General features: G+C 38.9%; 22 protein-coding genes and 1 other annotated feature. Of the genes, 21 read left to right on the top strand and 1 reads right to left on the bottom strand.

The features are described from left to right. The first annotated feature begins 3 nt into the window (after positions 1 to 3). From I6N95_RS13500 to I6N95_RS13410, 19 genes are all read left to right on the top strand, one after another. On the top strand, positions 4 to 714 hold the full coding sequence (locus tag I6N95_RS13500; RefSeq protein WP_209528821.1) for a sigma-70 family RNA polymerase sigma factor: 711 nt from the start codon (positions 4 to 6) through the stop codon (positions 712 to 714). Then, positions 711 to 1,421, top strand: coding sequence for a flagellar hook-basal body protein (locus I6N95_RS13495; RefSeq protein WP_209528819.1), 711 nt, complete (start codon positions 711 to 713; stop codon positions 1,419 to 1,421). The genes I6N95_RS13500 and I6N95_RS13495 overlap by 4 nt, the downstream gene beginning before the upstream one ends. Before the next feature lie 9 nt (positions 1,422 to 1,430). Then, positions 1,431 to 2,192: a flagellar hook-basal body protein gene (locus I6N95_RS13490; RefSeq protein WP_209528816.1), complete on the top strand. Its 762-nt coding sequence runs from the start codon at positions 1,431 to 1,433 to the stop codon at positions 2,190 to 2,192. Positions 2,193 to 2,285: 93 nt separating this feature from the next. Then, positions 2,286 to 2,996 (top strand): cell division ATP-binding protein FtsE, encoded by a 711-nt coding sequence (locus I6N95_RS13485; protein WP_209528814.1) that lies wholly within the window; start codon positions 2,286 to 2,288, stop codon positions 2,994 to 2,996. Positions 2,997 to 3,162: 166 nt separating this feature from the next. Then, positions 3,163 to 5,223, top strand: coding sequence for a methyl-accepting chemotaxis protein (locus tag I6N95_RS13480; protein ID WP_209528812.1), 2,061 nt, complete (start codon positions 3,163 to 3,165; stop codon positions 5,221 to 5,223). Positions 5,224 to 5,291: 68 nt separating this feature from the next. Beyond that, on the top strand, positions 5,292 to 5,783 hold the full coding sequence (locus I6N95_RS13475; RefSeq protein WP_209528811.1) for a chemotaxis protein CheW: 492 nt from the start codon (positions 5,292 to 5,294) through the stop codon (positions 5,781 to 5,783). Further along, the gene (locus tag I6N95_RS13470) at positions 5,783 to 6,265 is read left to right on the top strand and encodes a chemotaxis protein CheD (RefSeq protein ID WP_209528808.1); all 483 of its coding nucleotides are present in this window, start codon (positions 5,783 to 5,785) and stop codon (positions 6,263 to 6,265) included. The genes I6N95_RS13475 and I6N95_RS13470 overlap by 1 nt, the downstream gene beginning before the upstream one ends. Before the next feature lie 11 nt (positions 6,266 to 6,276). Continuing rightward, positions 6,277 to 7,290 (top strand): protein-glutamate methylesterase/protein-glutamine glutaminase, encoded by a 1,014-nt coding sequence (locus I6N95_RS13465; protein WP_209528805.1) that lies wholly within the window; start codon positions 6,277 to 6,279, stop codon positions 7,288 to 7,290. After that, complete coding sequence (locus I6N95_RS13460) at positions 7,281 to 8,054, top strand: CheR family methyltransferase (protein ID WP_209528973.1); 774 nt, start codon at positions 7,281 to 7,283, stop codon at positions 8,052 to 8,054. The genes I6N95_RS13465 and I6N95_RS13460 overlap by 10 nt, the downstream gene beginning before the upstream one ends. 23 nt (positions 8,055 to 8,077) lie before the next feature. After that, positions 8,078 to 10,075 (top strand): chemotaxis protein CheA, encoded by a 1,998-nt coding sequence (locus I6N95_RS13455; protein WP_209528803.1) that lies wholly within the window; start codon positions 8,078 to 8,080, stop codon positions 10,073 to 10,075. Further along, positions 10,068 to 10,664, top strand: coding sequence for a chemotaxis protein CheC (locus I6N95_RS13450; RefSeq protein WP_209528801.1), 597 nt, complete (start codon positions 10,068 to 10,070; stop codon positions 10,662 to 10,664). Before I6N95_RS13455 ends, I6N95_RS13450 begins: the two co-directional genes overlap by 8 nt. 11 nt (positions 10,665 to 10,675) lie before the next feature. Further along, positions 10,676 to 11,038 (top strand): response regulator, encoded by a 363-nt coding sequence (locus I6N95_RS13445; RefSeq protein WP_209528800.1) that lies wholly within the window; start codon positions 10,676 to 10,678, stop codon positions 11,036 to 11,038. Positions 11,039 to 11,076: 38 nt separating this feature from the next. Beyond that, on the top strand, positions 11,077 to 11,487 hold the full coding sequence (locus tag I6N95_RS13440) for a chemotaxis protein CheW (RefSeq protein ID WP_209528798.1): 411 nt from the start codon (positions 11,077 to 11,079) through the stop codon (positions 11,485 to 11,487). Further along, positions 11,484 to 12,485 carry a flagellar motor switch protein FliM gene (gene fliM, locus I6N95_RS13435; protein ID WP_209528796.1) on the top strand — a complete coding sequence of 334 codons (1,002 nt, stop codon included), beginning with the start codon at positions 11,484 to 11,486 and terminating at the stop codon, positions 12,483 to 12,485. Before I6N95_RS13440 ends, fliM begins: the two co-directional genes overlap by 4 nt. Then, the gene (fliY, locus tag I6N95_RS13430) at positions 12,482 to 13,528 is read left to right on the top strand and encodes a flagellar motor switch phosphatase FliY (RefSeq protein WP_209528794.1); all 1,047 of its coding nucleotides are present in this window, start codon (positions 12,482 to 12,484) and stop codon (positions 13,526 to 13,528) included. The genes fliM and fliY overlap by 4 nt, the downstream gene beginning before the upstream one ends. A 355-nt stretch (positions 13,529 to 13,883) precedes the next feature. After that, a complete protein-coding gene (flgM, locus tag I6N95_RS13425) occupies positions 13,884 to 14,156 on the top strand; it encodes a flagellar biosynthesis anti-sigma factor FlgM (RefSeq protein WP_209528792.1) in 273 nt (90 codons plus the stop codon). 4 nt (positions 14,157 to 14,160) lie between these two features. Beyond that, positions 14,161 to 14,523: a flagellar protein FlgN gene (locus tag I6N95_RS13420; RefSeq protein WP_209528790.1), complete on the top strand. Its 363-nt coding sequence runs from the start codon at positions 14,161 to 14,163 to the stop codon at positions 14,521 to 14,523. A gap of 63 nt (positions 14,524 to 14,586) precedes the next feature. Then, complete coding sequence (gene flgK, locus I6N95_RS13415; protein ID WP_209528789.1) at positions 14,587 to 16,107, top strand: flagellar hook-associated protein FlgK; 1,521 nt, start codon at positions 14,587 to 14,589, stop codon at positions 16,105 to 16,107. A 2-nt stretch (positions 16,108 to 16,109) separates the two neighbouring features. Next, entirely contained in the window at positions 16,110 to 17,069 is a 960-nt protein-coding gene (locus I6N95_RS13410) for a flagellin N-terminal helical domain-containing protein (protein ID WP_209528787.1), read from the top strand. 507 nt (positions 17,070 to 17,576) lie between these two features. Here the strand turns inward: I6N95_RS13410 and tyrS are convergent. After that, positions 17,577 to 18,836, bottom strand: a complete 1,260-nt coding sequence (gene tyrS, locus I6N95_RS13405) for a tyrosine--tRNA ligase (protein ID WP_209528785.1) — start codon at positions 18,834 to 18,836, stop codon at positions 17,577 to 17,579. A gap of 59 nt (positions 18,837 to 18,895) precedes the next feature. Continuing rightward, positions 18,896 to 19,099, bottom strand: a binding site (T-box leader). Positions 19,100 to 19,795: 696 nt separating this feature from the next. Between tyrS and tyrP the strand changes: the two genes are divergently transcribed. Both tyrP and tdc read left to right on the top strand, forming a co-directional pair. Continuing rightward, on the top strand, positions 19,796 to 21,208 hold the full coding sequence (gene tyrP / locus I6N95_RS13400; RefSeq protein ID WP_209528783.1) for a tyrosine-tyramine antiporter: 1,413 nt from the start codon (positions 19,796 to 19,798) through the stop codon (positions 21,206 to 21,208). Positions 21,209 to 21,231: 23 nt separating this feature from the next. After that, positions 21,232 to 23,091 carry a tyrosine decarboxylase gene (gene tdc, locus I6N95_RS13395; RefSeq protein WP_209528781.1) on the top strand — a complete coding sequence of 620 codons (1,860 nt, stop codon included), beginning with the start codon at positions 21,232 to 21,234 and terminating at the stop codon, positions 23,089 to 23,091. Positions 23,092 to 23,107: the final 16 nt, after the last annotated feature.

Below are 23,107 nucleotides of genomic sequence, written 5' to 3'. Positions count from 1 at the left end.
GTCGTGTATGAAATAGATTATGAACAGGAGATTGTCAAATATTTACCCTTTGTTGAGCGTGTTGTTAACCGAATTGATATTAAAAACCGAGAGTATGATAAGGATGATTTGTTTAATATTGGAGTGATCGGTTTGATGGATGCGTTAAAAAAATTCGATGTGACCAAGAAAGTTCCCTTTGAAAGTTACGCGTATATTCGTATTCGCGGAGCTATTATTGACGAGGTTCGCAAGACATCCCGGGTCTCACGGACCCGAATGACGAATCTAGAGGCATTTTATCGGGGAAAAGAAGCGGTTGAAAAAAGAAAGATGGCTGCGGCGACTGATCAGGAGATTTGTGAGGAATTGGGAATTACCGATAAACAGTTGTCAAAAATTCATGAGACAGTTCACTACCTAGCAAATATTTCATTAGAAGACACCATCTTTAATAACCAAGGTGAGGTTTTGGAATTAAAAGATGTCATCGAAGATGATCAAATGCTACCTTTTGATGACTTGTTATTGGATGAGGAGCGGAAAGGCGCTCTCAATTGTGCGGTTAAACAACTGGCTGAACGGGAACAAATCATCTTAAATTTATATTACGTGGAGGAATTAACATTGAAAGAAATAGCCGAGATATTAGATATTTCGATACCTAGAGTCTCTCAACTTCACGGTAAAATTTTGCTTAAGTTAAAAGAACTAATTGAAGGTGAGCTGGAATGATTAGAAGCATGGATACGCTTCAGCGCAATTTGAATATTCTCCAAAAAAAACAGGAAAACCTTAGCGCCAATGTTGCCAATTCCAATACATATGGTTATAAATCTAAGCAATTGCTGCAAACTACTAGACCAGCTGTGCCGATGTTTAATCATTTAAATGGGCCTAATTTAGACCAACGAAACGAGATTGGGGATTTTATTTTTGGCAATCAACTCGCTGGTGTTAGTCAAAATATGAGCCAAGGGGCTATGAAAGCCACAAGTCGCGAGACTGATTTTGGTTTAATTGGTGATGGCTACTTTAATATTCGCCTCGCAAATGGTCAAACAGCTTATACGCGCAATGGTAATTTCAATTTAAACGACGGGAACCAATTAGTCACTCAGGAAGGTTATCTGGTAATAGGGGCGAATGGTCAGGGGATTACAGTCAACCAGGGGGAAACTCTACCTGATTTTCAATTAACTCGTTTTAATGATTCAACGGATTTAACAAGTCGAGGACAAACTGTTTTTATTGGTGTCAATGGTCAGCCGGACAATCAGACAGTTGTTCAGTCGAAGTATTTAGAGAGTTCCAATGTCGATATGGTTGATGAAATGACGCAATTAATCGAGACAGCTCGCCAATTTGAGACGAATCAAAAGGCACTTCACGCGTCAGATGAGACCCTTCGTCGAGCGGTCAATGAACTCGGAAAAGTATAGGAGGTAATGATGAATAACTCATTGTCAATTAGTTTAACCGGTTTAAAAGGATTACAGCAACAGTTAGACAGTGTTTCTAACAACGTGGCCAATGTGAATACTACTGGCTATAAAAAAAAGGATACTGTTTTTCAGGAATTATTGTTAAATGATGTTACAGGGACAGTGGACGTAAGTGCTAACGCCAATGATATCGGCATTAATCGTGGTGTTCAGGTAAGTCAAAGTCGTGTGAATGTCTCTCAAGGAGGACTTGTTAGTAGCAAGGGTTTATACGATTTAGCGATTTCTGGGCAAGGTTTTTTTGGTGTGAGAGGTGCTGATAATCAGTTGGTTTTAACTCGTGATGGCGGTTTTGGCATAGATCAAACTGGTCTTTTGCACAATAGTAGTGGAGATCGTTTGGAAGTTGACTATCTAGTACCTCAAGGCCAATGGCCGGCAGGCTCACCGTCAATTCGGGAAGATGGGACCATTTTTATGGGGGATCAAGCGGTAGGCAAGGTTCTATTGTTTACGGTTGATAACCCAAATCAGTTACAAGAATTGGGGAATAATAAATACGGAGTGAATGGGGCAGTACTGCGAACGTCTCAGATGTCCTCTCAAGGCTTTGGCACCATTAAACAAGGCTACTTAGAAAGCTCAACAGTTGATTTGGCTGAATCCATGTCTGACATGATTATCACCCAACGGGCTTATTCGATGAATGCCAAAGTGATGCAAGCAACAGATGAAATGATGCAGCGAGTGAATGAATTTAAACAATAATAGGGTTCGTTTTTTGAAGAGGTCCTGATGATGCTTGGTACGTTTAAGGAAAGGGGCATACTTTCATAGAACTAATTGGAAAGTTGTGAAGCAATGATAAAGTTAACGAATGTATTTAAAAAATACAACAATGGGACGTGGGCTTTAAAGGGAATTTCTTGTAGTATCAGGCAAGGTGAATTTATCTATTTGGTCGGACCGAGTGGTGCAGGTAAAACAACTTTAATTAAATTATTGACCTGTGAAGAACGCTTGACAAAAGGTGAGCTTCAAATTGGTAACGCCAATCTACTTCATTTGCAAGAACAACGAATTCCGTTATTGCGACGGCAATTAGGCATTGTCCCTCAGGAAGTACTGCTTCTTGATAATTTAAGTGTTTATAAAAATATTCTGTACAGTTTGCAAGCTGTTGAGGCAAATCGCAAAAGTATGAAGCAAAAGGCACTAGAGGCATTGGAACTGGTTGGAATGACGGCTTATCAGCATGCTTTGCCAGGTGACTTGTCACAAGGTCAGCAGCAAAAGGTGGTGATTGCTCGAGCCATCGCTAATCGACCGAAAATTGTTATCGCAGATGAACCGACGGGTAGTTTGGATGCTAAGTCCTCTATAGAGATCATGCGCATCTTTTATCAATTAAATCAATTAGGTACTACGATTATGATGGCAACTCACAATAGCACAATCGTCAATACAATTCGTTATCGCGTACTTGAAATCAGGAATGGCGAAATTATTCGTGATCAATTGTCAGGTAATTATGGCTTACCTTCTGATGAACAAGATATTTTTATTATTTAAGGGTGTCACTGAGGTTAGTGAATTAAAGGATGGCATTTGGCAAGTTGATTGTGTTTCGCGGTGATTGCTCGTCATAAGCAGAAAATATCAATCAGACTTTAACTTTTTCCTAAAATTAGCCGATAAACTCAGAGAAAGAATAATATAGTTTAAAGGAGTTTTTTGGATGAAAAAGAGCAAAAAAAGAGCTAAATCTTTGGGACCGCTGATTGTGTCCTTTTTAATCGCAATGGGATTAATTCCAGTGCTGATTGTGTTACTACTTAATTTGCGTATTATGACGACCATGATTGGCAGTCGGATAAGTATTGAGGAAAAAAATAGTACTGAACGGATTGCGGATCGTCTAGATGGGATTCAAACAGGAGTTGAAAACATTTTACAAACCATCGTGACTCAACCAGAAGTGTTAAATCCTGTCACAAATTTTACGGAACAAGAGAATCTTCGCCGTGTGTTAGCTTTGGTAAAAGAGGCGGATGTTAATATTGAGGATATTTATTATGTCCCTCAAGGTAAAACATTGATTTCAAGTGTGCGCATGGATGATGCGGAAAGTAAGTTTTTAACACGACCTTGGTATAAAGCAGCGACTGGTGCTCCAGGTAAAATGGTTTGGAGTGAGCCACTTGCTGATCGTAACACAGGGCGAATTGTGATGACTTTATCGATGACGGTTGAGAAAAGTGGCAAGCAAGTTGGGGTGATTGGGGTTGATGTCAACTTTGCTGAAATTGGTCGGATCATTGAAAAAACCAAAGTAGGAAATACCGGACGGATGGTGCTAACGACGAAGGATGGCTTAGTGCTTGGTTCTGGTATAGAAAAAGAAATAGGAACGTCTTTGGCCAAAGCACCATATTTTCAAAAAATGACGGGTGATCAAGGGCACGTCAAAACTAACACGGGTCAATCTTATTACGCTAAAACGAAAACGGGCTTAGTGACTTTTGCAGGTGTCCAAAAGCAAGAGCTGAATAATGAACGCAATTCATTTATTAAATCAGCTGCTATTGTTGTAGTGGGGTGGGGAATAATCGGCTCGCTGATCGCGTTGATGTTATCAAAGGTAATCATTCAAGCCGCTAGAGTCTTAGTGAATTCATTCAAGCGAGCAAGTGAAGGTGACTTAACTGCGAAAATTACCAATATTCGGATGACGGCTAGCGATCAACAAAAGGCGGAAAGACACCCTTGGATGAAGAAAATTTTCGGCACGGGTGAGATCAAGGAAAATGGAACCGAAGTGGATCAAATTGCCAATGCCTACAACGATATGTTGACTGGTTTTGCTGGCTTGGTACAAGGAATTCAAGAAGAAAGCATTAATATTGCTGATATGTCCATTTCTTTGGCAGAGATTTCAAAGCAGACCAGTTCTGCAACGGAAGAAGTGTCAGACACCATCACTGGGATTGCCCAAGCGACCAGTTCTCAAGCAGTAGATGCTGAGCGGACGGTGACAGAGATGAACCAATTAGGCGAGGTCATTGAAGTGATTCATCAAAGTGCAGTTGACATGAATAGCGATGCTAAAAAAGCCACAGAAATTAACATGCGTAACTCAGAGTTAATGTTCCATGTTCATGAGAGTTGGGAAATTGAGCGTGAGAAATTAGGGACATTAGTAACGAACATGAGTAGCATGAATGCAGATATTCAAGATATCAATAAAATTATCCAAGTGATAACAAACATCTCGTCTCAAACTAACTTATTAGCTTTAAATGCCTCGATTGAAGCGGCTAGAGCTGGTGAGGCTGGTAAAGGTTTTGCCGTTGTGGCGGAAGAGGTTCGCAAGTTGGCAGAACAAAGTTCCGCATCAACCAAAGATATTGAAGGCATCATTGAAGAAATTCAACTTAAATCAAGTGGCATGGTTGGGCAAGTGACTGATTCTTATGAGGGCGGCGAAAAACAAACGCGAGCGATTAATGACGCGATTGATTCGGCCAATAAAGTATCGGATAAGTTTGAACAATTGATTCAAGAAATTCAAGCGGTCGATATGTTAAGTCAAGAAGTAAAAAAACAAAAAGACGGAGTTATGTTCTCTGTTGAAAATATCTCAGCTTCCACCCAAGAAAATTCAGCTGGAACGGAAGAAGTTTCTGCCAATGCAGAGGAGATTTTAGCAACCATGGAGGAATTCTCAACAAATATCAGTGAGTTGGAAAAAATAGCTGAATTGTTACGTTTCCAGGCAAATGCCTTCAAAACGAAGTAGTCAGACTGTTTGCGACCATGAAACTTCTGCTTCATGGTCGAGGGGATATAGATAGATGGAGGAAACAAATGGAGAAACAGATTGTTTTTGCAAGTCATAAGCAACGTTTTAGTTTACCCATTGAAAAAATAGAGAAAATCATTCAATGGGAACAACCGATTCCAGTACCTGAAACAGCAAAGTTTGTCTTGGGAATGATTCAGTACAGTGAGCAGATTTTACCTGTTATTGATTTAGGGTGGCGTTTATACGATAAGCCAACGATTATTAATGACATGGCTAAATTAATTGTGGTGCAATGGCAAAATCAATTGATAGGTGTGTTGGTGGAACTAATTACAGGGATTGAAGACTTTGACACCCAGCAATTTGAATATGTTGACAGTGAGTTGACCATTGATAAAGCTTACATCGATAGTTTCATTAAAACCAATCATGATATTATCATTCAATTGGAAGTGGAACGGCTGTTTGCTGATAATTTGATGTTGGCTAAAATTAGTCAAGGCGTTGAATTAATAGAGGGGGCCGCTACCTCAGAAGAAGTGGCGGCGGAGTGATGCAAGAAATTAAGGTTGGCATTTCAGATTATAAAATTAGTGAAGCTCCAAATAAATTGATGACCTTAGGACTAGGCTCCTGTATCGCAATTGCGGTCTATGATGAAAGACAGCAAATTGGTGGGTTAAGTCATATCATGTTGCCCGATAGTCAATTATTTATTGGGCGACCTGAAATAAAAAAAGAGAAATTTGCTGATTTAGCCCTACCATTGATGGTGTCTGAGTTAAAGGCAAAGTGCCCCAGGGCGCGCTTAGTAGCTAAAATTGCGGGTGGTGCCAGCATGTTTAATTTTACGGATACCAAGAACCGTCATATTGGGGAACGCAATGTGGAAGCCGTTGAAGCAATTTTAAGTGAACTAAAGATTCCTATTTTAGCAAGTCATACTGGAGGTAACATGGGGCGATCATTTTTTATGGATTTAACTTCACTAGCTGTGACTGTAAAAATGGTCAATCGAGAGATGATTGATTTATAAGGGGGATGGCAATGACGATTAACGTTTTAGTAGTCGATGATTCAGCATTTATGCGCAAGATTATCGTGGACCAAATCACCCCTCTTAGTGGGATAGAAGTTTGTGGGATTGCTCGCAGTGGTGAGGAGGCTTTACGGTTAATCCCCAAATATCAACCCGATGTAATTACCTTAGACATTGAAATGCCAGGGTTAAATGGCTTGGAAACGCTCAGGTTAATAAAAAAAGATTATGACATTCCTGTCATCATGCTAAGCTCCCATGCTGGTGAAGACATCACTATCGAAGCGTTGGAACTCGGGGCGATGGATTTTATTGAAAAACCGCAAAACTTGATGAAGGTTGAGGGGGATTTTGCAGTTGAGTTGGCTAGAAAACTGCGCTCGATTGTCGAAAGTGGCGTAGCTCAACCAGTAGTAGGTCGCGTCCAAAAAGATCGTCAATTTCCAACCCGAGTTAAAGCTATTGTTATTGGGGCATCAACAGGTGGACCTCGGGCCTTGATGACGTTAATTAGACGGATTCCAGCGGGACTGAGCATTCCGATTTTTATCGTGCAACATATGCCAGCAGGATTTACCCGATCTTTTGCCAAGCGGTTGAATCAAGAAGCGGCCGTTACAGTGGTAGAAGCGGAAGATGGGGCGGTCATTACCGGTGGAACTGTATATTTAGCTCCGGGAGACTGTCACTTAAGAATAAAAGATGATCAGCTTAGTCTATCTAAGGAAAGTAAAATTCATGGTGTCCGTCCAGCTGTTGATTATCTTTTTGAGTCGGCAGCGCCATTTTATCGCCAGGAATTAGTCGGGATTATTTTGACTGGTATGGGCAACGATGGTGCGGAAGGGATGGCTGTTATTAAAGAGATGGGTGGTTATACTATTGCACAGGATCAAGCTAGTTCAGTCGTGTTTGGGATGCCAAGACGAGCGATCGAGGCCAATGTGATAGACGAAGTAGCAAGTTTAAATGAAATTGGGGAACGATTAAATTGGATGATAAAGGTGAAACAATGGATGTAAACTTTGACGAATTTTATCAGTGGGTAAAAGATAATTTGGGAATTGAGTTAGCTGCTTACAAAGAAAAACAGTTACAACGACGGATCTTAAGTGTTATGCGGAATTCGGGTGCTAAGACACTGTTGGACTATACAACTATGATCAGTCATCAGCCTCAGATTAAAAGTGAGTTTCTAGATTATATTACGATTAATGTTACGGAATTTTTTCGCAATCCTGATTTATTTAGAGAGTTTGAAAATCAATTAGTTGAGCAATTGTCACCACAATTTGGTCGTTTGAAAATTTGGAGTGCTGCGTGTTCGGTTGGTGCAGAGCCATATAGTCTGGCTATCTTAGTTGATAAACGTCAGATAAAACTCAAAGAACGCATCTTGGCGACAGACATCGATCACCCCATTTTAGGGAAAGCAAAAGCAGGAATTTACAAGGAAAGTGAACTAAAAAATGTTTCTGCAGCCGATCGACTTGCTTACTTTAAAGTGAAAGAGGACGTTTATCACTTGGCTCCGCAAATTAAGCAAAACGTTTTATTTAAACAGCATGATTTACTTCAAAGTCCTTTTGACAGCGAATTTCATGCTATTATCTGTCGAAATGTAACCATCTATTTTAAAAATGATGCTAGAGATAATTTATATCGCAAGTTTCATGATGCTTTGGTCCCAGGGGGTTTGTTTTTTACTGGGGCGACAGAAACAATCAATAATCCCGAATCCATTGGTTTTAAAAAAATATCCACGTTTATTTATCAGAAACAATAACAAAAGGAAAAGAGGTGAGTTAATTGGATGATAATAGCAAGTATCGCGAACTCTTTTTTGAAGAAACCGATGAGCATTTAGAAAATTTGAACGCCAGTGTCCTTGATTTGGAAAATAATCCTAGTGAAGAACTGCTGGATCGTATTTTTCGTTCTGCTCATACCTTAAAAGGGATGGCGGCAACCATGGGCTACGAGACTATGGCTCAACTTACTCACAAGATGGAAAATTTGTTCCAACTGTTTAAAAATGGATCGCTAGCTATTAATGGGGAAACAATTACCTTGATTTTTGATTGTTTGGATAAATTAGCGGAAATCGTTGAATTTTTAAGAGATGACGTGTCAATTGATGAGGGGATAATTACTGACTTGTTACATCGCTTAACGGCTGTAGAGGGTGGTGAAATACTTGAGGAAAGAGGTCGTTCTAATCAGACATTTCAATTGCGATTTGATCATCTGTCCAATTCAGACCGCGAGATTGGAGCAGAAGCCATTGCTAGAGGTTACTTCGCTTACGGGATTGGGGTGAAGTTAGAAGGTGATTGCATCTTAAAAGGGCCTCGCGTCTTTTTGATTATGGATAAGTTGGAGCAGCATGGAGAGGTCATTCATACGGAGCCGACTGCTGAAAGCTTAGAAAACGGTGAATTTGATCAGATCTTTATGATGCTTTATCTCAGTCAGGAACCTATTGCCAAAGTAGAGGCGTTAATTTTAAGCAACAGTGAAATTGAAGCGATCATCGTTAATAATCTTAGTTTAGCTGACATTGAACAGTTAGGGGTGGCGCCGGTTGTGGCTGAAGTTACAGTCGAAGAGACAAAGGAGACTGAGGCCAAAAAAATCACTAAAAACGATCAGCATAACCAATCAATTCGAGTGGAATTAAGTAAATTAGATTCCTTTATGAATTTGGTTTCTGAATTAGTCGTGTATCGAACACGATTAGAAAATGTAAGTGCTCAAACTAAAGGAACTGACATTAAGGAACCATTAGAACAAGTGGCGCGGATTACGTCGGAATTGCAGGATTTAGTGTTAAAAATTAGAATGCAACAAGTCAGTGTTGTCATGAATCGATTTCCCCGTGTCGTAAGAGATCTAGCTCGCGAATTGAACAAGGAAATGGACATTCAGATTGAAGGTGAAGATACTGAATTGGATCGAACCGTAGTGTCAGAACTGAGTGAGCCGTTGATTCACTTAATTCGTAACTCGGCCGATCATGGAATTGAATCAGCTGAGCGTCGCCGGGAACTGAGTAAACCACCTGTTGGACTGATTAAACTGACCGCTTATCAGCAAGGGAATCGGGTCATGATAACGGTCTCTGATGATGGAAAGGGATTAGATCCTGAATTGATTTCTGAAAGTGCAGAACGCAAGGGGGTCAGCACGGTAGGATTAAGTGAAAAAGAAATCTTGAATTTAATTTTTCATCCGGGATTTTCGACAGCTAAAGAAGTGACAAACGTATCAGGACGTGGTGTTGGGATGGATGTGGTCCATTCTAAAATTGCCAGTTTGGGAGGCACCATTGAATTGGTGAGTGAAGTGGATCAAGGGACTACGTTTACAATCAACTTGCCTTTAACCTTATCGATTATTCAGTCACTAATGATTAAAGTGGGAGAAGAGACCTTTGCTATGCCTTTAGGCGTGATTGAAAAAGTCATTGAAATTGCGCCAAGAGATATTGTGCAAGTTCATCATCAGGAAATTTACGTTTATCGAGGGACAGCCACTCCTGTGATTCGGGTTAACGAAGCCCTGGCTATTTCGGCTAAAGCAAATAATCAACATCCTCACTTAATTATGGTTTTGCTGGGAAAACAGTATTACGCCTTATTAGTGGATGAATTAATTGGCCAACAAGAGATCGTTATAAAAAAACTAGGCCGTGAATTAATGGAAATTAATAAATACTTAGGCGCAACAATTCAAGGAAATGGGGATATTACCTTGATTTTGGATATCAATGCGCTGTGTCATGAAGTAGGCGGTATTTATGGATAATCATTTTACTGACATACAGCTAGACGTTTTAAAGGAACTTATTAATATCGGTGGTGGGCATGCTGCAACCAGTATTTCTCAGTTGATTGACAAGCCTGTTAACATGCTTGTTCCCATGATTGAAATTATGGATTACCAGGAGTTATACGCTAAAATAATGGCAGAAGATCAGCTGGTGTATGCTGTTATGAGTCAAATTTATGGGGATGCTGGTGGTGTCTTTTTGTTTGCTTTATCTGATGATTCGACAGAAGCCATGACCGATATGATGATGCCAGAATCAGTTGTGAAAACAGAGGTATTGAAGGAGTCAGCAACCAAAGAATTGGTTAATATCATGGTTAATTCTTTTTTAAATGCTACAAGCAAAGTGTTAGACGTTAATTTAGTTTCATCTGTTCCATTATTAACCATTGATATGTTTGGGGCAGTGATCAGTAGTCTATATATGGCGTTTGATCAGTACGATGAACAAGTAATGATAATAAAAAATGAGTTTTTTTACTTAGGCGATAAAATGGAAGCCTCTTTGTATTTTATTCCCAAAGCGGGCGTTTTAGAGAAATTATTCAAATCTATTGGTGTGTAGGAGAGATAAAAATGGGAAAAAAAGTATTAATCGTGGATGATGCAGTTTTTATGAGAATGAAGTTGCGTGATATTTTAGAAAAAAATGGTTATGAGGTAGTTGATGAGGCCGCAAATGGCTTAGAAGCGATAGAAAAGTATAAAGCGACAACTCCTGATTTGGTGACGATGGACATTACGATGCCTGAGATGGATGGCGTAGAGGCCTTGAAGCAAATTAAAACATTTGATGCCAATGCTAAAGTCCTGATGTGTAGTGCCATGGGGCAACAAGGAATGGTGATGGATGCCATTCGTGCAGGAGCAGTTGATTTTATTGTCAAACCCTTTGATAGTGATCGGGTCATCAAAGCGTTGGACAAAGTTAGTCTATAGAGTGAGGAAGGGGCGAGCCCCTGAATAAGGAGGAGCCTATGCAACTAATTGTCTTTACAAAACAAGAAAAGTACTATGCGGTCCATACTGAAAATGTCGGGGAGATCATTAAAAATACGACGTGTTTTAATGTGCCAAAATCTCCACTATGGGTAGAGGGTCTAATTAATTTGCGAGGGACGATTGTCACTTTAGTTAATTTTTCAAAATTTTTACATGAATCGGATAGTGATGATCATCGTAACATCATTATCATTACCAATAAAGATGAGAAACTTGGTATTTTAGTTGAAGGAATTGTCGGCGTGTATACTGTCGATGAGCAGGAAATTCAAATCCTTGAACAGGGCCGTGATGCCAATATTGAAGGTTTGGTACCCATCGAGGATAAGCTGGCAAATATTATCAACATCATGACCATATTCTCTGAAAATGAGGGATCTATTTGAAACAAGTCTTAACCCAACAAGAAATTGATGCACTATTGAATGCCATGAATAACGGGGAAATTGACGATGAGTTATTAATGGAAGAAAAAGAGCTGCCACAGGCTAAAGCCTATGATTTTAGACGGCCGACTAAATTGTCAAAAGAGTATGTTAACACTCTCTTTATGATATTTGAAGATTTTTCCAAGTATGCCGGTAATCAATTGAGCACCCAAATTCGAACTAACGTCAGTTTGAAATTAGCGTCAATCGAACAAATTAGTTACGATGAATTTGTTCATTCGATTCCTAAGTTTACGCTGTTAGGACTGTTTCATTCGGCTCCGTTAAATGGCATTCAAATGGTCGAGATCAATCCCCAGTTATGTATGCTAATCGTTGAACTGTTATGTGGTGGAACGGAAGCTCAAGTCAACTTAGGGGAAGAAGGCAGTAAGAAAAGTTTTACTGATATTGAAATGTCCATCTTAGAAGAAATTTTTAAGACCTTTGTTAATGCATTTGAACACGCTTGGCAGGATATTACTGAAATTGAAAGTAAGTTGGATAGTTTAGATACGAACCCGCAGTTATTGCAAAACATGTCGCCAAATGAACCTGTTGTCTTAGTAACTTTACGGGTCACGATTTTTAAAAAGAACACCTTTATCAATTTATGTGTGCCTTATGTTTTTTTTGAAGGGATAGTAGATAAATTGAGTTTTAGAAACTGGTTTGATGATGCCAAAGGTTTTAATCAAGAAGATAATCAGCATTTACGTAAAAATATTGAAACGGTTGATTTAGCCTTGGAAACGTTACTTGGAAAAACAACTATGACCCTTGCTGATTTTTCACAATTAGAAGTGGGAGATATGATTAGTTTAGATCAAAAAATCTCCGAACCATTAGAAATGTACATAGAAAAAAATCTGTTCGGGATGGTTAAACCAGGCCAGCGAGATGAGCATTTAGCAGTTGAAATATTGGAGTTTGCGGAAGGAGATGGGGAAGAATGAGCGGTAGTTTAACCCAAGCAGAAATTGATGCGTTAATGAATACAGATCAAGAAGCGGTTGTCGAGGAGTTGTTTGACCAAACGATTACCGATATTATCGGTGAAGTAGGCAATATTTCAATGTCTCAAGCAGCTACAACCTTGTCTTCAATATTGAATCGCCGGGTATTAATCACTACCCCACGAGTAACCTATGTCAAGTTTCAACAGATTTTGGATGAATTGGTTACTCCTAAGGTATCAACTGTCGTGGAATTTAAGGAAAGTTTGGAAGGCAGTAACCTGTTATTGCTGAACGTTGAAGACGCGATCATTATTGCTGATTTGATGATTGGCGGTGATGGAACAACTACTAACACTGAATTTACAGAGTTGGAATTGAGTGCTGTTGGCGAAGCCATGAATCAGATGATTGGGTCAGCTTCAACGTCAATGGCAACTATGATTGGTAAAAAAGTTGATATTTTACCACCAGATGTTAATTTGTGGAATGATCAGAAACAAGTCTCCTATAAAGGCTTGGATGCTGATACAATTGTCTGTAAAATTTCATTTGACCTTTCAGTTGAAGGTGTAATAGAAAGTGAAATTATGCAGATCTACACTCAGCAAATGGTTCAGGAAATTTCGGATATGATGTTGGCTGATACAGGAGAGGTCTTGGCAGACAGATATCAGCCAGAGCCAAGTGTGACGGAATCAAGTAATGCTAAACCGGAAAAGAAGGTGACGATCCAAACGCCTGAATTTCAACCATTAGAAAATAAAAAAAATGATTCGACCATCGATAATTTGGATTTGATTATGGATGTTCCTCTGGATTTTAGTGTGGTCTTAGGAAATAGCCGTAAATCGATCAAAGAAATCCTTTCATTAGGTGTTGGTTCGGTGGTAGAACTGGATAAGTTAACGGATGAGCCACTGGAAGTCTATGTTAATGGGAAATTGATTGCTCATGGTGAAGTCGTCGTAATCAATGAAAATTTTGGTGTCCGCATTACGAATATCTTATCTCAAAAACAACGATTAACTAATTTGCATTAATTGTTTGTCTAGGTTCCCTGGAACGTTCTGTTTCAGCACCTAGTTTTTATTTTGCCTAATTTTGCTAGCGGGATATGTTAAACGGTGATGATAAAAGAAGTCTCTAGCAATCAGTTAGTGAGTCAGAAAATAGTTTAAATGAGTAGAACGAGCCTAGCATTCTCCGTACACAATGAGCTATTTTGTTTGTAATGCTGACCGACTATCTTAAGTTTTGATTAACGATGCCTACCAATTTCTTTTTGAAAAGTCTGACTTAGCTCTTAAAATTAAGAAGATACGACCGATAATTAGTATATAAGAAGGATTGGTTGAGAGTGCTAAGCCAAAATTAACCAAGAGGGAGCGAGTTATCATGAAAATAGGTAATGAATATCACCCATATCTAGATCATCATCAACCTGTCAGTCAGACCCATGATGTTAAGGAAGTAACTAGTCAAAAAGCTGAATCAGTTAAATTTGATATCTCAACAACTAGTCAACATATCCGGTCAAAAGAGTTAGGTGAAACCAAAAATGAGCGTGTGGCAGAAATTAAGCAGGCCATTGATCAAGGGGCATATAAAGTGTCAACCGAAAAGTTAAGCAGCAAGCTATTTGATACGTTAAAACAACAAAGGAAGTAAGCAAGTGGAGCAAGATAGACAATTACAACAACTATTAAGAAAATTTATCAGCTTATTAAAAAAAGAAAAGCAGGCGTTGATTAAAAATGATGGCCCACGAGTTAGCCAATTGGTAAAAGAAAAAGAAAGCTTCGTGGAACTTTTAGGGGGCTTTGAACCGACAGGAAATCCTGAGATACGGGATTTAGTCTTAAAAATTCGCGATTTACAAGCTGATAATTTGTTGCTGACTGAACAAGCATTAAGTTATCACGATACCTTTCTTTCAGCAGTCACTCAGGGGTTAAAAAAGGCTAACTCGACTTATTCACGCTATGGAAATCTAAGTGAGCAAGAGGATGTTAGCTTGATCAATCAGTCTTTTTAGCTTGAATTTTGATAGAAGTTGTGATGAGTACGAAGCTGATAAAACGTGAAGAGGTGAAAGATTTTGGTAGGATTATTTGGGACGTTAGGCACAGCCAATAAAGGCTTAAATGCACAACAAAAGGCATTGGAAACAACTGGACATAACATCGCCAATGCTAACACGCCAGGTTACTCACGTCAGCGAGTGAACATGCAGGCAGACAGTCCTTATAACGTCACTGGGATTGGTCAGGTGGGGACAGGCGTCAAAATTAACTCGATTATTCGGGTAGTAGATGATTTTGTTATTGGTAATATTCGCACAGAAAATTCTGCTTATAATTATTATTCTCAAAAAGCGGATGTTTTAGGACAACTTGAAACCATTTTTAATGAAACGCCATTTAGTAAAGGGCTATCATCCGACTTGGCAACTTATTTTGATGCATGGTCCAAGTTAGGAACCAATCCAGAACTAGATAATGCTAAAACAATTGTCTTGGAAGATGGTAATATTTTGACTGACACCATTAATCATATGGCAAAACAAATAGCTGAGCTCTCTGCTAATTCTCTCTCTAATTTAGAAAAAAGCACCTTAGATTTTAATGGAAAGATGCAACAGTTAGATACGCTTAATCGTCAGATTTATAAAGTAGCTAATGACGGCAGTGTCCCAAATGATTTACTCGATCAACGGGATGCTATCTTAGAGGGGTTATCAGACTTTACTAAACTGGCGACCTCATTTGATCAATATGGTCGCGTGTCTGTGTCTATTAGTGGACAAGAAGTGCTGACCCACAATAGTTTGAAAACAATTAGCGTAGTTGTTGGCAAAGATACTGATGGCAAAGCCTTAGTATCAAATGGTGGCGATTCACTAAAACCACGAGACGTTATTGATCAGCCACTTGAGATAGGTCAAATTTTGATTTCCGATAATCAAACGGCCGAGGAATATCAGGCTTTAGAGATGACTTCTGGAGCAGCCAAAGGACTTCAGGAAGCGATGGGGGAATTAAAGCAACGGATGTCTGAACTCAATAACCTTGCTTTTGGTTTAGCAAAATCTGTCAATATGATTCATTCCGATAATGGTAAGGGAATTGATTTCTTTGAGTTAGGAACGGATGATAATTTTGCCATAAATATAAAGGTTAATGGGGACATTAAAAAAGATCCTAGTAAAATTAACACTGGCCAAGATCTAGCTAACCATGAAGTGGGAGATGGTTCGCGAGCGGCAGCAATTGCTAAACTGAAGGATCTGAAGTTGAAATATCCAATTGACTTAACTGGGAAATATGATCAAGCGACGATGACCATTAAAAATGAAGAAGGTGGTTTAACGTTTTTAGGCGCGTTCGTTGACATTGTAACCAAAAATGGTATCTCTAAACAACAAGCCGATAATACGGTAGCCTCCCAAGACTATCTATTAAGTCAACTGGAACAACGACGAGATTCTATTTCAGGTGTTAACATCAATGAAGAAGTTTCCGATGTTATGCGCTTCCAGCGAGCATTTCAGGCGAATTCCAGAGTTATTTCCGTGATATCTGAAATGCTGGATACATTAATTAATCGAACAGGAGTTTAAACATGAGAGTTTCTAATTCAACGACTTATCGGGAATTTAACCGTAATATGGCGATTAATCAGAACCGATTACAGAAGTATCAAAATCAATTAAATTCATTGACAGAGTACAGTAAGTCTTCAGATAATCCCCTTATGTTTGCTAAGATAATTAATATTAATGATTCAATAGCTCAAAATGTTAATTACAATTCAACCATTGGTGATTCCATGGCTTGGGGGAAAACCCAGGACTCTGCCTTAGCTAGTGCGACAGATTCTCTTCATCGAATTCGACAACTCATTGAGTCAAGTGCCACTGGAACACAAGGTAAAGAAGAGATGCTAGCGAATAAAAACGAAATCATTTCAGAAATCGAAGGCATTGTTGATTCGCTGAATACTAACTTTGATGGTCGTTATATTTTTGGTGGTAAGAACACTAAAACAGCCCCATTTGAAATCGTTAAAGATACCGACGGTAATATTAGCGAAATTAAGTACCATGGAACCAAAGATCAAATTGGGGCTGATGGCAGTGTCATTGCCAAAGATGGCAATCTAAGCCGTGAAATCGCCACAGGTGTTTCTGTTGATTTGATTAGCGATGGTCGTTTATTTATGAATGAAGAGGGAACAGAAACGGATCCTGAGAATCTTAGTACCTTTTTTTCAGATATTATGACCGCAATTAACAGTGATGATAAAGAGGCTTTGTCAGGGAAATTATTGGCTAAAATTGATGTTCATACGGAGAACTTCGTCAATGTTCGTTCTCGGATTGGAACTGTTACGAACCGTTTCGAAGCAGCTAAGGAGCGAAATGAGAGTGAAAACACTAATTTAAAAGAGGTTTTGTCGGAGAAACAGGATGTTGATGTGATTCAAAAGTATATGGAGTACTCTAATCAGATGCTTGCTTATCAGGCATCTCTATCGATGGGGACAAAGATAATGCAAATAAGTATCCTTGATTATATCTAAATAAGAATTAATTAGAAGTAGTAATAGGTTGTTTGGAGAAGTAAGCGTCATTAGCTTAATAGAGGGATGCTAGGTTCGTTTTATTCATTTAAGTTGTTGGTATAAAGGCACTAAGAGCTTGTCATCAATTGGCCAGTTCTTAGTGTTATTGGTATTTTATTGGAAACCATCACCTCCACTAAATCGTTCCATGGATCTCACTTTACGAGGTAGTGCTACATCGATGACATTCTTTTAGATATTACGATGGAAGGTTCAACAAGTTTGATAGGTTCTTCGACCTGTATTTCGCTGTTACTGGTCTCTAGCGGCTGCTGTTATTTTTGTGAGTTTATTCGTTTAGCAGATAAGGGAGCACAATGTAATAAGAGCGGCATGTTTCAGTGGGATATGAGATTCGATTTAGGGTATAGAGAAAGTTTCGTCCTTTCCTAATAAGTAAAACAACCATCAATTCAAACGAATTGATGGTTGTTTTAGGTGTGCTAAGTTCAACCAGATGTTTCCTTAGACGATGCGGACTAAGGTGTAATTCTTCTTTCCTTTACGAATGATGATAAACTTGCCTTCAAAAGATGTTTCACGAGTGATTAGGAAGTCAGTAGTTAAGACTTTTTCACCATTTAAGGAGATAGCACCATTCGTTAAATCTTCACGAGCTTGACGCTTAGAAGGCTCAATTCCAAGATCGACCAAAAACTCAACAATTACTTGAGAGTCTTCTGCCCATTCAACATTCGGCATGTTTTGGAAACCAGCTTCGATTTCATGAGCGTTAAGGCTGGCAATGTCACCTGAGAAGAGCGCCGCTGTGATTTTAAGGGCCTCATCTAAAGCCTGTTGGCCATGAACGAATTTGGTCATTTCACTGGCTAAAGTTTTTTGGGCTTCGCGTTTATGAGGTTCAGTTGCCACTTTTTCAGCTAAGGCTTCAATTTCAACTTTGGTTAAGAAGGTAAAGAATTTCAAGTATTTGATGACATCACGGTCATCCTGATTTAACCAGAACTGGTAGAATTCAAATGGCGATGTTTTATCAGGATCTAACCAGATAGCACCACCAGCAGTTTTACCAAACTTAGTACCATCAGCTTTTAGCATCAAAGGAATGGTTAGACCAAAGGCTTTTGCTTCTGCGCCTTCTTTTTTACGGATCAAGTCTAAACCAGCAGTAATATTTCCCCACTGATCGGCACCGCCAATTTGCAAGCGAACATCGTGGTGGCGGAAAAGATGCAAGAAGTCCATTGATTGCAGAATTTGGTACGTGAATTCAGTAAAAGAAATCCCTGTTTCTAAACGACTAGAGACAATATCTTTGGCCAACATCGTATTGATATTAAAATTTTTGCCGTAATCCCTTAAAAAATCGAGTAAAGTCAGGTCCTTTGTCCATTGGTAGTTATTAACCATTGTTAAGTCAGAATTTGCTTCAAAGTCAAATAATTGTTTCATTTGAGCTGTTAAGGCGTCGACGTTTGCTTGGACTTGTTCCATGGTTTGCAATTGTCGTTCTGAAGTCCGTCCACTTGGGTCGCCAATTGTTCCCGTTGCACCACCGATTAAAATGTGAGGATGATGTCCAAATGATTGGAATCGTTTCATCATCATAAAAGGAATTAAGTGACCGATGTGCATGCTATCACCTGTCGGATCGACACCGCAGTATAAAGAAATGCTGTTGTGCTCAACATAGTCACGAAGCCCTTCCGCATCTGTTTGCTGGTTAATGGCGTCACGCCAAGTTAATTCATCGATAATATTCATCTTCAACACTCCTTCTTTTATTATATAAAAAAGTCCCGACAACATGACCTAAGTCAAATTGTCGGGACGAAATTATCCGTGTTACCACCCAAATTGCATATTGTTCATATGCCACTCTATCATCTGTAACGAAGACGGGACGCTTGCGATTAAACAAGGAAACTCATGAGTGTAATTCACAGGGATGTTTGTACTAGTTTTCACCAAACACTAGCTCTCTAAAACAGGGACAGTCTGTTACTTCGCTCAATCAACGTTTGTAATTTAAAGCAAGTATAAGACAGTTATTTTTATTTGTCAACACCTTTTATTGAGTAGTCTTTTGCAAAAGGGGAGGAAAATAGGGTGAGGAGTTGTGAGTTAGTAGTACCTAACTGAAAAAAACAGTTGCCTTGAGAAACGGCAAAAAAAGTTATTAATAATTTAATGAGAATTTTTTTAAAGACTTATCCGCAAACTTAGTTATTTTTTTTGCTATTGCTAAGGCGTGTCAGCTGGTGTTTGAAAAAGAAAAGTGAAAAAAATATCAAACTTTACAATATGTTTTTGTAAGATAGAGAATTAAATCACAATTGTTGCAGGTAAATTGACTGTTTAGTTGGAATTGAATAACATAAATACTGAATATAAAATTTATAAAAATTCAATAGTATTTATAATTTATCGCTTTAACGCGCTGATGCGACATAGCGTGAAAGAGTTAAATCAGGCCATGGAAATCCTCATGAAACTCTCATAAACCCCCAGGAAACCCCTTTGACAAAGGGGTTTTACAAGTCTATACTACGGTTGTTCAGATGACTTTATTGATTTTTGACTCATTTTTCATTTCAGGCCTGAAGGACAGGAAATCAAAAGAAGCATCAAGTAATAGTTTAGGCTGTTTTGAATGTTTATTCGTTTTCGGTAGTGAAGTTATTTATGGAAAAATAACACTATTATTCAAAGGGGGAATTAAGATGGAGAAAAGTAAAAAACTTTCTTTGTTTGGATTAATTGGAATCACGATGGCCTTTTTTGGCACCGTTAGAAGTGTTCCAACATTAGCTTCAACTGGTTGGACACAAATCGTTTATATGTTAATTGCTGCATGTATGTTCGCTTTACCAATTGCGTTAATGTCAGCAGAATTATCCACAACATGGCCTCAAGAGGGGGGACCTCAAGTGTGGGTTCGGAATGCTTTGGGTGAGAAGTGGGGATTTGTTACTTCATGGCTATTGTGGGTACAAATGTTTTTCGGTATGGTGATGGTCGCATCAACTGTTGGTGTTTTATTAGGATATGTCATCGATCAACCTGAATTGGGGAGTAACAGCTTATTTATTTTTGCTTGTATCCTCATTTCTTATTGGCTGATTACTTTATTAAATCTGAAATTTGATATGGTTAAGATTGCTGGAGATTGGGGCGCTATTATCGGTGTCTACATTCCTTTTTTAGCCTTAGTAATCTTAGGTATTGCTTATTTTGCCAAAAATGGTATTACGACAACCGGTTATCTAGCAGATTTTTCAGTTGATAAATTACTGCCAGATTTAAGTGATTTAGGCAGTTTACCCACCTTAACAGGAATTATTTTTATCTTTGCTGGTGTGGAGATTTCTTCGGTTCATGCCAATAATATTGATAACCCAAAACGGAACTACCCGATAGCGGTGATCGTTTCTGTGCTAGTATTAGTTGTTTTTAACTTAATTGCTGGTTTAAGTGTGGCAAATGCTGTTCCTATGGACCAAATGAATTTGGCTAATATTACGCAACCATTTGTCATCATGACGGAAGATTTGGGAGTTCCTGCTATCTTTAACAATATTATTTCATTGATGATTTTAATAGGTGTTTTGGTTCAACTCAGTGCTTGGGTTTTAGGGCCTAGTAAATCAATGATTAAAGTAGCAGATGAGGGGAATTTACCTTCATTTTTCCAAAAAAGGAATCAGCGTGGGATCCCGATTAATATTGTATTAGTTCAAGCCGTTGTTATTTCATTAGTGTCATTTTTGTACGTGGTCATCCCTGATGTGAGCGAAGCCTTTTTAGTTATCACCATTACGACTACGATTTTATACTGTGTTGTGTATTTGTTGATTTCCATTTCTGCGATCCGTCTTCGTTATGCTATGCCAGATGCGGTCAGACCATTTCGCCTTGGGGCAAAAGGCAATGGCTTAATGTGGTTTGTGTCAATTATTGCCATGGTTAGTGTGATTGTGACCATTTTGGTTAGTTTAATCCCGCCGTCATCTGTCGGTCAAACCCAACACCTTGCCTATGTGATATACCAAGTTTCTGCGACTATTATCATGGTGGGAATCGCCTTATTGATTAATCGCTTTAAGAAACCTAGTTGGAAAAAGCAACTCAATTAACTTAAAAGAAAGAAGAGAATAGTATGACTAATCAAATTATCAATCCAGAAGAAACCAATTTAAAAGCTTTATTTTTAGGGGATAAAGGTGAAAATGTCGATGTCTTTAAAGATATTTTAAACCGGATGATTGACGAGCATGTTGGTTGGCGTCAAAACTATATGCCACAAGACTTACCTGTTATTACACCTCAAGATCGTCGTTCAGAAAGCTATCAAGCAACGGTCGATAATATGAACCAAGTTTTTAATGTTTTAAGTTCTAAACTGCGGACTGATTCATTGCCTTGGCATTCAGCTGGTCGTTTTTGGGGGCATATGAATGCTGAAACCTTAATGCCTGCCATTATTGCTTATACGTCAGCGATGCTTTGGAATGGGAATAATGTGGCTTATGAGTCTTCTCCTGCCACATCAAAAATGGAAGAAGAGGTTGGTCTTGAGCTAGCTACGTTAATGAGTTATCCGAACGGTTGGGGGCATTTGGCTGCTGATGGTTCGATAGCAAATCTTGAAGGCCTTTGGTATGCTCGTAATTTTAAATCATTGCCCTTAGCAATTCGCGATGTTGTGCCAGAAGCTGTGGCTGGTAAAAGTGAATGGGAGCTTTTAAATATGTCTACTGTAACCATCTTGGAATTGTTGGATCAGTTTCAAGACCGTATGGACGAGATTAAAGATCATTCAGCACGTAGTGGCAAACAATTGGAAAAATTAGGAAAGTGGATAGTGCCACAAACGAAGCATTATTCATGGTTAAAAGCCGCTGATATTATTGGGATTGGTTTGGATCAGGTCATTGCTTGTGACGTGAATCATGACTACCGAATGGACATAAATCATCTGGAACAAACGATCCGCGATCTGGCTAGTCAAGGGATTCCTACCCTAGGCGTGGTTGCAGTTGTCGGGTCAACTGAGGAAGGACAAATCGATCGGGTTGACCAAATTGTTGCCTTGAGAGAAAAATTGCTGAAGGAAGGCATCTATTTCTATATCCATGTGGATGCTGCATACGGAGGTTATGCGCGATCCATATTTTTAGACGAGCATGATGAGTTTATCGAATTTGATAAGATTGCAGATGTTTATGATAAACATCATATTTTCCAAGGGGCAAATAACTGGTTAACACCAGAAATCCACGCTTCATTTAAAGCTATTTCCGAATGTGAATCTGTGACAATTGATCCTCATAAAATGGGATACATTCCATATTCTGCTGGAGGCGTTGTGATTAAAGATGTTCGGATGCGTGATGTGATTTCTTATTTTGCAACTTACGTTTTTAAAAAAGGCGCTGATATTCCTGCTTTATTGGGGGCATATATTTTGGAAGGTTCAAAGGCTGGTGCAACGGCGGCTGCGGTCTGGACGGCACATAAAATTTTGCCATTGAATGTGACGGGATTTGGTAAGTTAATGGGAGCAAGTATCGAAGGGGCTTTCCATTTTTATCATTTTATAGAGGGAAGAGAATTTCAAATTGGTGATAAAACGATAGAGATTCACGCCTTAACTAGACCAGATTTTAATATGGTGGATTATGTTTTCAACGAAAAAGGGAATACAGATTTAGCTAAAATGAATGCCTTAAATGAAGAATTTTATCAATACGCTTCATATGGAAAAGGTGGCACTTATCACAATGAGTTTATTACCTCTCATACGGATTTTGCTATTCCTGATTACGGGCATAGTCCATATCCATTTGTTAAGAGCCTTGGATTTTCTCGTGAAGATTGGGAGCAGGAAGGGAAAGTTACCATTTTAAGAGCTTCTGCTATGTCACCTTACGCCTATGACGAACAAACATTTGCTTGTTATGCGGCTAAAATGGCACAAGCCATGGAAGAAAAACTGACGGCAATCTACGCTGAATAAGCAATTTTATCAATTA

Origin of the sequence: Vagococcus allomyrinae, assembly GCF_017829975.1 — a bacterium.
In the GTDB taxonomy this organism is placed as follows: Bacteria; Bacillota; Bacilli; order Lactobacillales; family Vagococcaceae; genus Vagococcus_D; species Vagococcus_D allomyrinae.
The sequence above is the reverse complement of the archived record's forward strand: the minus strand, read 5'-3'. Positions and strand labels throughout refer to the sequence as shown.